At 73.6% G+C, this 14,048-nt stretch carries 11 protein-coding genes; 3 read left to right on the top strand and 8 right to left on the bottom strand.

Annotated features, from left to right (window positions below):
• Positions 1-2: 2 nt before the first annotated feature.
• Genes ABZ854_RS13595 through ABZ854_RS13605 form a run of 3 tightly spaced genes read right to left on the bottom strand, consistent with a single transcriptional unit; the run spans position 3 to position 3,218 of the window.
• Complete coding sequence (locus ABZ854_RS13595) at positions 3-1,091, bottom strand: hydrogenase expression protein HypE (RefSeq protein ID WP_361208975.1); 1,089 nt, start codon at positions 1,089-1,091, stop codon at positions 3-5.
• Positions 1,088-1,633, bottom strand: coding sequence for a hemerythrin domain-containing protein (locus ABZ854_RS13600; protein ID WP_361208978.1), 546 nt, complete (start codon positions 1,631-1,633; stop codon positions 1,088-1,090). Before ABZ854_RS13600 ends, ABZ854_RS13595 begins: the two co-directional genes overlap by 4 nt.
• Positions 1,620-3,218, bottom strand: coding sequence for a hypothetical protein (locus ABZ854_RS13605; protein WP_361208981.1), 1,599 nt, complete (start codon positions 3,216-3,218; stop codon positions 1,620-1,622). The genes ABZ854_RS13600 and ABZ854_RS13605 overlap by 14 nt, the downstream gene beginning before the upstream one ends.
• Positions 3,219-3,390: 172 nt before the next feature.
• Here ABZ854_RS13605 and ABZ854_RS13610 point away from each other — a divergent pair, with 172 nt between their 5' ends.
• Positions 3,391-4,065 carry an ankyrin repeat domain-containing protein gene (locus tag ABZ854_RS13610; protein WP_361208984.1) on the top strand — a complete coding sequence of 225 codons (675 nt, stop codon included), beginning with the start codon at positions 3,391-3,393 and terminating at the stop codon, positions 4,063-4,065.
• 20 nt (positions 4,066-4,085) lie between these two features.
• Here the strand turns inward: ABZ854_RS13610 and ABZ854_RS13615 are convergent, their stop codons facing one another.
• A complete protein-coding gene (locus ABZ854_RS13615) occupies positions 4,086-5,573 on the bottom strand; it encodes a glutamate-cysteine ligase family protein (RefSeq protein ID WP_361208987.1) in 1,488 nt (495 codons plus the stop codon).
• A 108-nt stretch (positions 5,574-5,681) separates the two neighbouring features.
• Positions 5,682-7,748: a SpoIIE family protein phosphatase gene (locus ABZ854_RS13620; protein WP_361208990.1), complete on the bottom strand. Its 2,067-nt coding sequence runs from the start codon at positions 7,746-7,748 to the stop codon at positions 5,682-5,684.
• A 175-nt stretch (positions 7,749-7,923) separates the two neighbouring features.
• Here ABZ854_RS13620 and ABZ854_RS13625 point away from each other — a divergent pair, with 175 nt between their 5' ends.
• The gene (locus tag ABZ854_RS13625; protein ID WP_361208993.1) at positions 7,924-10,386 is read left to right on the top strand and encodes a SpoIIE family protein phosphatase; all 2,463 of its coding nucleotides are present in this window, start codon (positions 7,924-7,926) and stop codon (positions 10,384-10,386) included.
• An 18-nt stretch (positions 10,387-10,404) separates the two neighbouring features.
• Here ABZ854_RS13625 and ABZ854_RS13630 read toward each other — a convergent pair whose 3' ends face one another.
• Both ABZ854_RS13630 and ABZ854_RS13635 read right to left on the bottom strand, forming a co-directional pair.
• Positions 10,405-11,280 (bottom strand): ribonuclease BN, encoded by an 876-nt coding sequence (locus ABZ854_RS13630; RefSeq protein ID WP_361208996.1) that lies wholly within the window; start codon positions 11,278-11,280, stop codon positions 10,405-10,407.
• A gap of 164 nt (positions 11,281-11,444) precedes the next feature.
• Complete coding sequence (locus ABZ854_RS13635; protein ID WP_361208999.1) at positions 11,445-11,873, bottom strand: SPW repeat protein; 429 nt, start codon at positions 11,871-11,873, stop codon at positions 11,445-11,447.
• Between the two features lie 257 nt (positions 11,874-12,130).
• Between ABZ854_RS13635 and ABZ854_RS13640 the strand changes: the two genes are divergently transcribed.
• Entirely contained in the window at positions 12,131-13,201 is a 1,071-nt protein-coding gene (locus ABZ854_RS13640) for a galactosyldiacylglycerol synthase (protein WP_361209189.1), read from the top strand.
• Positions 13,202-13,240: 39 nt separating this feature from the next.
• Here ABZ854_RS13640 and ABZ854_RS13645 read toward each other — a convergent pair whose 3' ends face one another.
• Positions 13,241-14,044, bottom strand: a complete 804-nt coding sequence (locus ABZ854_RS13645; protein ID WP_361209002.1) for a polysaccharide deacetylase family protein — start codon at positions 14,042-14,044, stop codon at positions 13,241-13,243.
• Positions 14,045-14,048 lie beyond the last annotated feature (4 nt).

Raw genomic sequence — 14,048 nt, forward strand, 5'->3', positions numbered from 1 at the left:
CGTCAGGCGCGCCAGCGCGGGTCGTAACCGCTGGTCAGTTCGCCCTTGTTGTGGCGCCACTTGGGCTCGTGGTTGACCATGACGTTGGTGATGCCGCGCAGCCGGCGCACGACGGCGCCGTACGGCTTGATCACCATCGACGACAGCGTTCCGCCGGGGGGTTCGTCCATGAACGGCATGAACGCGTCGGGGAAGCCGGGCATCGTGCACCCGATGCAGATGCCGCCGACGTTCGGGCACCCGCCGATGCCGGCCATCCAGCCCCGCTTGGGCACGTTGCAGTTGACGACCGGCCCCCAGCAGCCCGTCTTCACCAGGCACTTGGGGGAGGTGTAGTCCTCGGCGAAGTCGGCCTGCTCGTAGTACGCGGCCCGGTCGCAGCCCTCGTGGACGGTCTTCCCGAACAGCCACTGCGGGCGCAGCATGTGGTCCAGCGGCGGCGGGGGAGCGGCGCCGGCGGCGTGCTGCAGCACCCAGACCAGCGTCTCCATGAAGTTCTCCGGCTGGATGGGGCATCCGGGCACGTTGACGACCGGCAGCCCGGCCTCGGACTTGAAGTCCCAGCCCAGGTAGTCCGCGAGGCCCATGCAGCCGGTGGGATTGCCGGCCATGGCGTGGATGCCGCCGTAGGTGGCGCAGGTGCCGGCGGCGACCACGGCCCAGGCCTTCGGGGCGAGCTGGTCGATCCACCAGTTCAGGGTCTGCGGCTGCCCGGTCTCCGGGTCGTTGCCGAAGGAGGTCCAGTAGCCGTCGCCCTCGATGATGTTCTGGTTGGGGATCGAACCCTCGATGACCAGGATGAACGGACCCAGTTCACCGCGGGCCGCCGCCCGGTAGGGAGCGAGGAAGTCCTCGCCGCCCAGGCTGGGGGAGAGCACCTTGTTGACCAGGTTGACCTTGGGCAGGCCCGGGATGAGTCCGAGCACCACGTCCTCGATGGAGGGCTGGTCGGCGGCCGTCAGCGAGACGGTGTCGCCGTCGCAGCTCATGCCCTCGGAGATCCAGAGGATGTGGATCTCGTCGATGCCCTTGCGCTGTTCGGCCCGGCTGGGCTCGCCGCGGACTTCGGTGGTACCGCTCTGGGTCGTCATGTCGTCGGCCTTTGCTGCAGTCGGTCTCGGAGCCGGTCGTAGGCCGCGGCCACGGGGGCCGCGAGGGTCAGGGCGGGCGGCGCGGCGGGGGCGTTCGGGTGCGGGCGGGTCGGCGCGCTCTGCCTGGCCCTGCCGATCAGCTCGCCCAGCTCGTCCAGGTCCTGCTGGGAGACGGCCTCCCGCAGCCGGGGCATCAGGACGCCCTCCTCCTCCCGGATGTGCTCCGCCACGTCGCGGCGCAGCGAGGCGACCAGGTCGCCGGTGCGCCGGTCGCCCTCGTCCAGCTTGTCGAGGGCGAGGAGCGTCTTCTTCACCGCCATGTGCTCGTCCAGGTGCTCGTCGATCTCCTGCTCACCGTCCGGGAGCACCTTCCTGGCCAGCGGGTAGACGAGCATCTCCTCCAGCGCCGCGTGCTTGGACAGCTCGCGCACCAGCAGTTCGACCACGCCGCGCCGCTGCCGGTCGGACGCGGCGGAGTCGTAGTCGCTGAACACCTGCTCGACCATCCGGTGGTCGTGCTTGAGCACCTCAAGGGCGTCCATCGGACCGTCCCTCCTCCGGCCCGTCGGCCGGACGCAGTGGCCGCGGGGACTGCGGCCGGGATGGGTGGACGGGGTCCGCCGGGCGGGGCGCGTCCGCGCGTCCGAGCGGTTCGACCTCGTCGGGCCGGAAGTAGTGGAAACGGCCGTACCAGCCGTGCAGTTCGGCGGCCGGGTCGTCGTCGACGGTCACCGCGAGGTGCACGCTGCCGTCCACGTCGTGGAAGACGGCGGCGACGTGTGCGTTCCGTCCGGCGAGGAACATGTCCTGGGCGTCGGCGCCCCGGCCGCGCGGCCGCAGCCGCACCGGGCTGCCTTTGCCGAGGGGGACGCCGTCGACGAGGACTGTGTCGGTGGTGGGGGAGAGGCCGTCGTCGCCCCCCTCCTGCCACCAGGCGGGCCGCCCGGCGGGCGCGTCCGCCTCCGGCGCCGGAGCCTGCTGGGCCGGGCCTGCCGGGGTCAGCGAGCGGATCGCACCGTGCAGCTTGGCGAAGACCTCCTGTGGCATGGTGTCCACCCGGTCGAGGATCTGCGCGGCCCGCGGGTCGGTCGCCCGCGCCTCGGCCTTCTCCTCGTCCGTGAGCAGCATCGTGCGCAGCGTCAGGATCTCGTCGATCTCTCCCGCGTCGTGCAGGTCCCCCGGGCTCTCCGGTGCCACCCGCGGATGGTCCGGCAGGATGATCGGCGCGGAGAGCATGACACTCCCCGTCGCGCCCGTGCCCGTGCCCGCGGGCGGGGCCTCGCCGCCGAGGACGGGAAACGTGAACGCGTTGCGGCAGCCCCGCACCTGCTCCCGGAGCCCGGCGGGCGGATCGATCAGCGAGACGAACTCCACGCCGTCTCCGCCGAGCAGGGTGTGCGCGGCGATCAGCGCCTGCCGCAGCGCGTCGCCGCGGACCGCCCGTACGTCGGGGGCGCCTGCCGTGTTCTCGGTGCGCACCCGCAACCGGTACAGCTCCTCGCCGAGCGGCTCGGCCTCGACGGTCGTACGCGCCCGTACTTCCGGCCGCCGCCGCACCACGCGCCCGGCGCCGCCCGCCAGAGCCTCGGTCTCCTCCCCGGCCGGCGCGCCGACGTCGGCGGCGCACGGGCCGCGCAGCAGCTCCGCCACGGACCAGGCGAGGTCCACCTCGCGGGGCACCGCCTCGTCGAACGTCAGATGCGCTGTTCCCGCCGCGTCCCGCAACGACTCCACGGCCCGGTGGCCGCCGTCCGCCTCCGCCGCCTCCACCTGCTTGTGCTGCATCTGCAGGTACCGCATCCGCACCCGTACGGCCGCGTCCGTCCGCCGCGCCCGAACCAGGCACTCGGTGCGCTGGTACCAGGAGTCCGCCGAGCCGGAGACACCCGGAACGACGGGCCCGTCGGCCTCCACCCAGTCCCTGGGCAGCAGCACCCCGAACTGCCAGCGGACCCGGTTCTTCGCCGACGAACGGCGGTACGGGTAGAGGAGGTAGCCCTCGTACAGCACGGCGTCGGCGACCGCGCCCAGCTGCTCCAGGCCGCCCACGGCCGGCCCGTCCGAGGGCTCCGCCCGCTCCGCCACGGCGGCACAGACCGTGCCACGCCCGCCGGCCCTGTCCGACATCCCGCCTCCTCGCTCGCCGGTGCACCCGCCATGCCTTCCACCACGGTCACACCCTCCACACACCCACGCCCGCCGGACGGGCCGGCATTGGGCCGCTCAGGCGACGGCGGGTGACGTTCGCCGAGGTCAGCGACGGGTCGCGAGGCGGGCGGGCTGCCCTACACTCGGCCGGATGGACGACGAGCGCACAGCGGAATGGGACGGCATCACCCTTCGGTCGACGCTCCTGCCGGAGGGCGTGGCCCTGCGAGACCGCCTGGCCGACGCCGCCCGCGACGGCCGCTGGCACACCGTCTTCGAGATCCTCGACGAGGCCCCGTCCCTCGCCAACTCCACGCGCCTCGGCGGCAGCAGCGGCTACACACCCCTGCACCAGGCAGCCTGGTACGGCACCACCCCCGAGATCGCCCGGCGGCTCCTGGGACACGGCGCCTTCCGCACCCTGCGCACCCGCGACGGGGCCCGCCCCGCGGACATCGCCGCCGACCGGGGCCACGACCACCTGACCGGCCTGCTGCGGCCCGAGATCCGGCACCCCCTGCCACCGCAGGTGCGCGCGGCACTGCGACGGAACCTGCACCGCCTGATCCACCACCGCACCGGCGACGGCAACCGGCCCGACCTGGCCACCCGCGAGGAACTGCGCCTGCCCGACGTCGAGATCCTCACCGAACTCGCCCGCCCCGTCTGCTGGTTCCCGGTCCCGGGCATGTACGGCGGCTTCCGGATCGAGCTGACGGGCGGCGAACTCACCGTGGACAGCTGGGTCCGCGTCGCCGAGGGCTCCGAGCGCACGGACCGGGTCACGGCCGAGGGGGTGCACCTCCAGGAGGGCGGCCTGCTCTGACACCGCCGTGCCGGCGGCCGCTATGGACTGAGGTCGACCGGCCAGGTGTGCACCGGCGCGTTGAGATGCATGTAGTCGACGTACAGCTGGGTCATGCGCCGCAGGGACTCGTGCCGGCCGGCCCGGCTGGAGGCGTCCAGGTGCTGGAACATCTCCTTCTGCCAGACGGCGCCGTTGCGGCCGACGACGCAGCGCTGCTCGATGATGCCGAGCAGGGGCTCCCGCCAGGCCGCGTCCATGCCGGACAGCTCCAGTCCCCGGTGCGCCAGCGGCAGCAGACGCCTGAGCACGAGTTCGGGCACCGGGACCTCGCCCATCCCCGGCCAGTACAGCCGCGCCTCGATGCCGTGCCGGGCCGCCGTGTGCAGATTGTCCTCGGCCGCCGAGAACGACATCCGCGACCACACCGGCCGCTCCTCCTCCACCAGGGCGCGCGTCAGGCCGTAGTAGAACGCGCCGTTGGCGAGCGTGTCCGCGACCGTCGGGCCGGCCGGCAGCACCCGGTTCTCCACCCGGACGTGCGGCCGGTCGTGGTCGACGGCGTACACGGGCCGGTTCCAGCGGTAGATCGTGCCGTTGTGCAGGGTCAGCTCGGCCAGTTCGGGCACATCGCCCCGGTCCAGCGTCTCGGCGGGGTCCTGCTCGTCGCACAGCGGCAGCAGTGCCGGGAAGAAGCGCAGGTTCTCCTCGAACAGGTCGAAGACGCTGTTGATCCAGCGCTCACCGAACCACACCCGGGGCCGTACCCCCTGCACCTTGATCTCCTCCGGGCGGGTGTCCGTGGCCTGCTCGAACAGCGGGATGCGGGTCTCGTGCCACAGCTCCTTGCCGAACAGGAACGGCGAGTTGGCCGACAGCGCGACCTGCACGCCCGCGATGGCCTGTGCCGCGTTCCAGTAGTCGGCGAACTCCTCCGGGGAGACCTGGAGATGGAACTGGGTGCTGGTGCACGCCGCCTCCGGGGTGATCGTGTCGGCGTAGGTCCGCAGCCGGTCCACGCCGTCCACCTCGATCCGCAGGTCCTCACCCCGGGCCGCGAAGATCTGGTCGTTGAGGAGCTGGTAGCGCGGGTTCTCCGACAGCGCTCCCTCCCCGACGTCCTCCTGCCGCAGGGTGGGCAGGATCCCGACCATGATCAGATGGGTGCCGACCGACCGGGCCCGCTGCTCCGCGTGGTTCAGGGCCGCCCGGATCTCCGACTCCCAGGCGTCGGGCCCGCCCGCCGTCAGCCGGCGGGGCGGCACGTTGATCTCCAGGTTGAACCGGCCCAGCTCCGTCGACCACGCCGGATCCGCGATCGCCTCCAGGGCGTCGATGTTGCGCATCGCCGGCTCGGCCGCGTCGTTGACCAGGTTCAGCTCGATCTCCAGGCCCACCTGCGGCCGTTCGGACTCGAACCGTGCGTCGCGCAGCATCTGCGCGAACGCCTCCAGGCACTCCTGCATCTTGATCCGGTACCGGCGGCGGTCCTCGCGGGTGAAGACGAGCGCCGGGACGTCTCGTCCCATCGGCCCTCCCGGGTTGCCCTCCTCGGACACCTCTGCATTCCCCAGGTTCCCACTCCCGGCCCACCCGCACCACGCGTGGCCGTTCGGGGCCGGCAGGCGGTCGTACGACTAGAGCGCGCGGGCGACGAGCAGTGCCACGTCGTCGTGGTCGTCCGGGTGCCGCAGCCCGTACAGGAGCAGGTCGCAGGTCTCCTCGAGGGGACGGCCGGGCTCGTCCAGGAAGCCGAGCAGGGCGTTCAGCCGGTCGTCGATCGCGTGCTGCCGCGTCTCCACCAGACCGTCGGTGTAGAGGACCAGCACGTCACCGGGGCGCAACTCGACCGTCGTCGTCTCGAACGGGACGCCGCCGACGCCGAGCGGCGCCGCCGGTGGCAGGTCCAGCAGGACGGGGTTCTGCCCGGGCCGCGCGAGGGCGGGCGGCATGTGCCCCGCGTTGGCGACGGTGCAGTGCCGCGTTGCCGGGTCGAACACAGCGTACAGGCAGGTGACGATGTAGTGCTCCAGATCGCAGGTGATCTTGTCCAGGTGCTGGAGCACCGCCCCGGGGTCGAGATCGAGGTCGGCGTAGGCGCAGGTGGCGGTCCGCAGCCGACCCATGGTGGCGGCGGCGTCGATGCCGTTGCCCATGACGTCCCCCACCACCAGGGCCGTCTTGTCCCCCTCCAGCGGGATGACGTCGTACCAGTCGCCGCCGACCTCGCTGGTGGCCTGCGCCGGCTGGTAGCGGGAGGCCAGCTCCAGGCCCGTGTGGTGCGGCGAGTGGTCGGGGAGCAGGCTGCGCTGCAGGGTGAGCGCGGTGTTGCGCACGCTCTGGAACCAGCGGGCGTTGTCGATGGCCACGGCGGCCCGGCTGGCCAGCTCACCGGCCAGCACGACATCGTCCTCGTCGAACGGCACGGGGTTCTCGGTGCGCTTGAGGTCGAGGGCGCCGAGCACCTCGCCGTGCGCGATCAACGGCACCGCGAGGTACGAGTGCACGCCCGCGCGGGCCAGCAGCTCGCCGCCCTTCTCGTCGCGGGCGATACGCGGCAGGTCGGCGGCGCCCACGTGCGGCACGAGGACCGGCCGCCCGGTGTGCACGCACAGGGTGACCAGGCGGTCGCCGTCATACGCGGCGAGATCGCCGGGCGGGTCCGCCGCCCGCAGCGCCACGGTCGGATGGGAGGCCTTCAGGGCCAGCGCGCGGAACAGCTCCGGACCGTTGTCGGGTCTGCGCATCCGCCGGCAGGCCAGGGCGGAGTCGAGCACGTCCACGGCGACCACGTCCGCGAGCACGGGAGTCGCGATCTCGGCGAGTTCGTGGGCCGTCCGCTCCACCTCCAGCGTGGTGCCGACCCGCGTGGAGGCATCGGCGATCAGTGCCAGCCGGCGCCGCGCCCGGTCGGCCTCGCTGGCCGCACGGTGCCGCTCGGTGACGTCGACCACCGACGCGGCCGCGCCCAGCACCCGCCCGTTGGGATCCTCCAGCCGGTAGAACGACAGCGACCAGGCGTGCTCGTGCTCGGGGTCCGGGGGCGGCCGGCCCACGTGGTACTGGTCGAGCAGCGGCATGCCGGTGGTGAGCACCTGCCGCAGAGCCGACTCCACGGTGTCGACGTCGAAGAACGGCAGCGTCTCCCGCAGCGGGCGGCCGATGTGGTCCCCGGCCGGGATGCCGTCGATCCGCTCCAGCGCCGGATTGACCAGGAGGTAGCGCAGGTCGGGGTCGAACAGGGCCAGCCCGATCGGGGACTGGTTGATCAGCCGCTCGCACAGCGCCAGGTCGGTCTCGACCCGCTGCAGCAGCGTGTGATCGGCCGCGATGCCCAGCGCGTAGGTGTCGCCCAGGTCGTCCAGCAGCCGCATCGTGCGGAACTCCGTCAGCCGGCTGGTGCCGTCCTTGTGCCGCACGGGGAAGGCGCCGGCCCAGCCGCGGCCCGTCTGCAGCACCTCCGTGAACAGTCCGACGGCCGCCTGGAGGTGCTCCGGCCGGGTCAGCAGCCGTCCCGCGGGCGTCCCCAGCGCCTCCTCGGACGTGTAGCCGAACAGTTCCTCGGCCTGCGGCGTCCAGAAGACGATCCGGCCGTCCGCGTCCAGGGCCACCGCGGCCACGCTCAGCACGTCCAGCAGGCCGGTCGGTCGCGGCTGCTCGGCGCGGTGCTCGTCGTCGCCGGCCCGGTAGGAATCCACAGCCATCCCAGTTCCACCTCCACCGGCCGGCCGGACGAGTGCCCGGGAACCGCACCTTCCATGCTGCCCCCGCCACCGCACACGCGCTGCCTCCACGCCCGGGCCCGCCCACCGCGGTCGCCGGGCCCGTGCGGATCCGACGCACTGGCAGCACCATGGGGGTGTAGAGGATGGAACCCCGATGGAATCTGCGCGACAGGGCATCGACGCCTCCCCGGCGCCGGAGCCGCGTGACCTCTTCGACGCCTCCGGCGACGCGGCGGCCGTCATCCGGGCCGACGGCACCGTGCTCGCCTGGACCCGGGCCGCCGAGACACTCCTCGGCCACCGCGCTCCCGACACCGTCGGCCGGCCCGCCGCACGCCTGCTGGCCATGCGCGCGGACCCGGCCCGCGCCGCCGGCATCGCCGACCGGTGCCGCGCCGGCATGGGCTGGAGCGGACGCGTCGCCGTCCGGCACAGCGACGGCCGCCGTGTCGACCTCGATCTGCGGGTCTCGGCGTCCTTCCGGGTCGGCGACGACGAGTGTTTCCTGCTGTCGGCCCACGAGCAGAGGCCGCAGTGGACGGTGGACCGGTCCGTCCTCGACGGCTTCCTCACCCGCTCACCGGTCGGCATGGCCGTCATGGACCCCGACCTGCGCTACGTCTGGCTGAACGACACCCTGGAACACTTCGGCGGAGTGCCCCGCGAGCAACGCCTCGGACGGCGGCTCAGCGAACTCCTCCCCGGACTGCAGGCGGCCACCCTAGAAGGCCTCATGCGCAAGGTGCTCGCGACCGGGATGCCGGTGACCGACTACGAGTACGTGGGCTGGAGCTGGGCCGACCCGCACCGCGAGCACGCCTACTCCACGTCCTTCTTTCCGCTCGTGGACGCCGGCGACACCGTCACCGGGATCTGCTACATGGTCCTCGACGTCACCGAACGCTGGACCGCCCGCCGGCTGCTGACCCTCGTCAACGAGGCCGGCACCAGCATCGGCCGGACCCTCGACGTCCTGCGCACCGCCCAGGAACTCGCCGACTTCGCCGTACCCCGCTTCGCCGACTTCGTCATCGTCGACCTCCTCGAACCGGTCCTCAGCACCGAGGGCCACGGCGCCTGGCTGACCGACGCCGGACCCGCCCACGCCCGTCCCGTGATGCGCCGCGCCGGACTGAGCTCCGTCCGCGAGGGCTGCCCCGAATCGGTCGCCGGGATCGGCGAGGCGGTCGACTTCCTGCCGCCGCCGCACGGCATGCACCTGATCCTGAAGGGCGAGCCGGTCCTCATACCCGTCCTCGACCCCGACGACGACCAGTGGGTCTCCGCCCACCCCGAGCGCGCCGACCGCATCCGCCGCTACGGCCTGCACTCCCTCATCTCCGTGCCCATGCGGGCCCGCAACACCGCGCTGGGCCTCACCACGTTCGCCCGCTCCGTCAATCCCGTCCCCTTCGCGCCCGACGACGTCCTCCTCGCCCGCGAACTGGTCGCCCGGGCCGCGGTCTGCGTCGACAACGCCCGCCGCTACACCCGCGAGCACACGGCGGCGGTCACCCTTCAGCGCAGCCTGCTGCCTCACGCCCTGACCGGCGGTACCGCGCTGGAGGTGGCCTCCTCCTACCGGCCGGCGGAGGCGACCGGCGGCGTCGGAGGCGACTGGTTCGACGTGATCCCCCTGTCCGGCGCCCGCGTCGGCCTCGTCATCGGCGACGTCGTCGGTCACGGCATCACCGCCGCGGCGAGCATGGGCAGACTGCGTACGGCGGTGCAGACCCTCGCCGACATGGAGATGCCCCCCGACGAACTCCTCGCCCACCTCGACGACCTCGTGCTGCGGCTCGGCGACGAGGAGGCCGGGCGCCGGCCCGCCGACCGGAACACGGCCGGATTTGTAGGCGCCACCTGCCTGTACGCCGTCTACGACCCGGTCGCCCGGCGCTGCGCCATGGCCCGCGCCGGACACCCGCCCCCCGTCGTCGTCGCCCCCGACGGGCACGCCCACTTCCCGCGGATACCCGCCGGACCCCCGCTCGGACTGGGCGGCATGGCCTTCGAGGCCACCGAGTTCGAACTCGCCGAGAACAGCCTGCTCGGCCTCTACACCAACGGCCTCATCGAGGGCACCGACCGTGACATGGAACAGGGCATGACCCGGCTCGCCGAGGTCCTCGCCACCACCGCAGCGGACCTGGACACGCTGTGCGCGTCCGCCGTGCAGCAACTGGTCCCCGGGCCTCAGCCCGACGACATCGCCCTCCTCCTGGCCCGCACCCGCGCCCTCCCGGCCGACCGGGTCGCCTCCTGGGACGTGCCGGCCGATCCCGCCGCCGTCGCGCGGGTCCGGGCCGCCGCGACCCGCCAGGTCACCGACTGGGGCCTGGGCGAGCTGGCGATGACGACGGAGCTCGTCGTGAGCGAACTGGTCACCAACGCCATCCGCTACGCCGAAGCGCCCATCCGGCTACGGCTGCTCCACGACGCCCGGCTGACCTGCGAGGTCTCCGACGCGAGCAGTACCGCCCCGCGGCTGAGGCACGCCCGCAGCACCGACGAGGGCGGCCGCGGACTGTTCCTGGTGGCCCAGCTGGCGCTCCGCTGGGGGACGCGCTACACCCCCGACGGGAAGATCATCTGGGCCGAGCAGGAACTCCCCTGACCTGCCCCGCCCGACCGCTCACTCGTCCACGGTCGGCTCCTCGCCCCCGGCCCCCGCGGGCGGCTCCTCACCCCCCGGCCCCCCGGCCGGCTCCTCCGCCGTGGTGTGCCGCTGCCCCGGCATCCAGTGGTGCTCACAGAACCAGCGGCCGAACAGCGCACCCCCGTACACGACGAACCCCACCCCGATCAGCCACGACTCCACCACCAGCACGGTCCCGACCGCGCCGTAGCTCAGCGCGTTGGTCACGATCAGCGGGGTGAACACGAGTGAGGAGAAGGCCCGCAGCCCGCCCAGCCCGATCATGGTCGCCACCGCGCCCGGCAGCAGCGACCGCCAGCGGACCTGACCGCCCAGCAGGAAGTGCTGGCCCCACCAGAAGAACACCAGCCCGGTCGCCGACGACAGCGAGATGCGCGCGAAGCCGTGCAGCGCCGTCCGGGTCTGCACCTCCTGGTACAGATAGGCCATCAGGGCGATCAGCCAGGTCGCCTGCCGCCAGATCCGGTGCCAGCGGCCGGGCGGCAGCGCCCAGATCCGCTCGTAGCCGTTCTGCACACTGCCGCCGAAGGACACGCCGAACACGGCGAGCAGGACACCACTCCACACGCTCGTCGTGCCGATGACGTTGTGCGGCGGACTGATCACGATGGTCAGGGCCCGGGCCGACTTCCCCGACAGACCCATGCCGTCGGCCAGCCATGCGGCGAAACCTCCCCGCACCAGCGGGTCCGCCGCCGCGACCACGATCAGCAGCGGGGCCAGGGTCACCAGGGCCAGCGTGGCGAACCCCATGGCCCTGTGCATGAGTTCGAGCTCCTTGCCGTGCCCGAACAGGGCGTGCACACCGACCCACTCCCACGCACGGTGCAGGCCACGCCGCAACTGCCTCACGGGCTCTCCTCCCGTGCTCGCCGCCGCCAGCCCGCCCGCAGTCGCCGCGGACGATGGCCGACAGCAGCATTCTCCCCCGGCCGCGCGGATCGCGGCGGCCGAGGGCACAGACAAGGACAGGCGCGGCACGGCGACCGCCGTGCGCGCGCCTGCCACCGTGCGGATCAGGAGCGGTGCCCGCGGCCTCGTGCCGCCATGGCCATGGTCGCCAGCCCCAGCAGTACCGCGACGGCTCCCGTGATGGTGTTGCTGACGATCGTCCCCGTCGTCGCGGACGCGTGCTGCACCGCCCACGGGCTGATGATCGTCCACGCGCCGATCGCGGCGGCGACCCAGCCCATGCCGAACGTCCGCTCGTAGGCGGAGCCGAAGCCCAGGGCCAGCACGGCCAGGGCGATACCGGTGACGAGGTTGCTGGCGGCCAGCGGGTTGCCGTCGAAGCCCACCACCCATGGCGAGATCGCCATGTACAGGCCGGTCAGCAGGCTCAGCCTCTCGGCCGCCTGCAGCGACGGCCGTGCGGACGCCTGGGCGTAATGCGCACGCATGGACATCAGGTCCGGGTGGTCTTCGATACGCGGTTGCGTGGCCACGAGGGCCACCTCCTTCCACTCGCTTCTCCGACTGCGTTGCGCCGTACGGGTATCCGGCTGGGCCGTTCGATTCATTGCACTATGCAAAGATTCGGATGTGTCGCTCGCATGTCACCCGGAAACGCCCCCCACGGACGGCCCGTTTGGCGTCCGGTCCCACCGGGGAACCGGAAGCCGTGCCTACATCCGCCGAGACGTCGTCCCCGGGCCGGACTCCGGCGAGCCGCCCCCGGCGCGTGCTGATCGTCAGCGCGAGCATGGGCGCCGGACACGACACCGTGGCCGCCGAACTCGCCCGCCGCGCCGAGGCCCACGGCCACCAGCCCCACGTGGCCGATGTCCTCGCCCTCCTGCCCCACGGCCTCGGGACCGGGCTGCGCCGCTTCTACCAGGCGTCCGTACGCCACTTCCCCTGGGTGTACGCCGGCCTGTACGGCGCTTTCCTGCGCGACGGCACCGGCCCCCGCCCCAGCGGCGTACCGCTCGCCCGGCTGGCCGGCGACCGGCTGACGGCGCTGGTGGACCGGCTGGGCGCCGACGTGGTGGTGTCGGTCTTCCATCTGGCCGCCCAGCTCACCGGCCATCTCCGGGCCCGGGGCGAACTGCGGGTGCCGAGCGCCGTGTTCCTGCTCGACTTCGCCGTACACCGGCAGTGGCTCCACCCGGGCAACGACCAGTACCTGTGCCTTACAGACCCGGCCGCCCACCAGGTACGGCGCTCCCTGTCCGTCCCCGTGGTGACGACCGGCCCGGTGACCGCGCCGGCCTTCCTCCGCCCGGCCGCGGACACCGCCGGCTGGCGGGCCCGCTTCACCGCCCGGGCGCCCGGCCGCCCCCCGGTCCTGCTCTCCGCCGGCGCCTGGGGAGCGGCGTCCCGCCCGGCCGCCACCGCCGGGCTGCTGGCCGGCGCCGGGTATCTGCCCGTGGTGCTGTGCGGCCGCAACGAACGGCTCCTCGCCGAGGCGTCCCGGGTGCCCGGCGCCCTCGCCCTGGACTGGGTCGACGACATGCCCGGCCTGCTGGGAGCCTCGTACGCCCTCGTCGACAACGCCGCCGGGCAGACCGCCGTGCAGGCCCTCGCCGCCGGCCTGCCCGTGATCGGCTACCGCCCGCTGCCCGGCCACGGCGTGGAGGGCGTACGGCAGATGGCCGGCCTCGGGGTCTCCGAACTCGCCGCGGACGGCCCCGCACTGCTGCGCGCCCTCGGCGCACTCACCGAGTCGGGCACCACCCGCCCGGCCCGAACGGCCCGCGGCCGGGCCCTCTTCCGAAGCGACCCGATGGACCACGTCACCCGCCTCACCGGGCCACCGCGGAGCACCACCTGAACCGGGCGAGCAGCGGTCACCGTGCCCAGTTCGCCAGGCTCACCGTGACCCGGCGCCCTCGTGCGCCCGGGCCGGGTGTGCCGGCCGGTGCGGGTCCGGTGGCGGTTCCCAGGCCGGGCCGTGTTCGCGCAGGGGGCCGACCGTCAGCCCCGCCTCCCGGCAGCCGTCCACGAGGCCGGGGAGCGCGCCGAGCGCGGAGCGCCAGCAGCCCGGGGCCGCGAGCCGGTCGGAGTCGTGCAGCAGGACGGTCCCGCCACCGCGCAGGTCGGCCGCCACGAGCGCCCGTACGGACTCCGGGGTCGCCTCCGCCGTCCAGTCCCGGCCCCAGGCGGACCACAGCACGGTCCGCAGCCCGGCCCGCCGGGCGGCCAGCCAGCGGCCGGACGTGAGGATCCCGTACGGCGGCCGGTACCAGCGCGGCTGCTGTCCGGTGACGTCGTACAGCGTGCCGGCCGTCCGGGCCACCCCGGCGATGTCACGGGCGGGGGAGGGCCACCAGGGCCGCTCGTGGGTCCAGCCGTGCACCGCGAGTTCGTGGCCCCGCCGCACCGTCTCCACGGCCAGCGCCGGATGGCGGGCCACGTTCTCCCCGAGGACGAAGAAGGTCGCCCGCACCCCGAGCGCGTCCAGCGCGTCCAGGAAACGCGGCGTCGAGGCCGGGTCCGGCCCGTCGTCGAAGGTCAGCGCGATGTGCCGGCGGTGGCCGGTGCCGGACAGCCCCGGGAACAGCAGCCGCCGTACGTCCGGCAGCCAGGTGGCCGCCGGGCCGATGTGCGCGCCCGCGACGGCCGGCGGCAGCAGCACGGCCGCGGCCCGCCACGCCCGCCGGGAACCCGGAGCCATCGGG

This window comes from Streptomyces sp. NPDC047028, assembly GCF_040644095.1.
In the GTDB taxonomy this organism is placed as follows: Bacteria; Actinomycetota; Actinomycetes; order Streptomycetales; family Streptomycetaceae; genus Streptomyces.

Bases quoted from the DNA above. Each gene is read 5' to 3' on its own strand.
- ABZ854_RS13615 (WP_361208987.1), bottom strand. From the start codon at position 5,573: ATGGGACGAGACGTCCCGGCGCTCGTCTTCACCCGCGAGGACCGCCGC.
- ABZ854_RS13605 (WP_361208981.1), bottom strand. From the start codon at position 3,218: ATGTCGGACAGGGCCGGCGGGCGTGGCACGGTCTGTGCCGCCGTGGCG.
- ABZ854_RS13640 (WP_361209189.1), top strand. From the start codon at position 12,131: ATGGGCGCCGGACACGACACCGTGGCCGCCGAACTCGCCCGCCGCGCC.
- ABZ854_RS13610 (WP_361208984.1), top strand. From the start codon at position 3,391: ATGGACGACGAGCGCACAGCGGAATGGGACGGCATCACCCTTCGGTCG.
- ABZ854_RS13645 (WP_361209002.1), bottom strand. From the start codon at position 14,044: ATGGCTCCGGGTTCCCGGCGGGCGTGGCGGGCCGCGGCCGTGCTGCTG.
- ABZ854_RS13600 (WP_361208978.1), bottom strand. From the start codon at position 1,633: ATGGACGCCCTTGAGGTGCTCAAGCACGACCACCGGATGGTCGAGCAG.
- ABZ854_RS13595 (WP_361208975.1), bottom strand. From the start codon at position 1,091: ATGACGACCCAGAGCGGTACCACCGAAGTCCGCGGCGAGCCCAGCCGG.
- ABZ854_RS13625 (WP_361208993.1), top strand. From the start codon at position 7,924: ATGGAATCTGCGCGACAGGGCATCGACGCCTCCCCGGCGCCGGAGCCG.
- ABZ854_RS13620 (WP_361208990.1), bottom strand. From the start codon at position 7,748: ATGGCTGTGGATTCCTACCGGGCCGGCGACGACGAGCACCGCGCCGAG.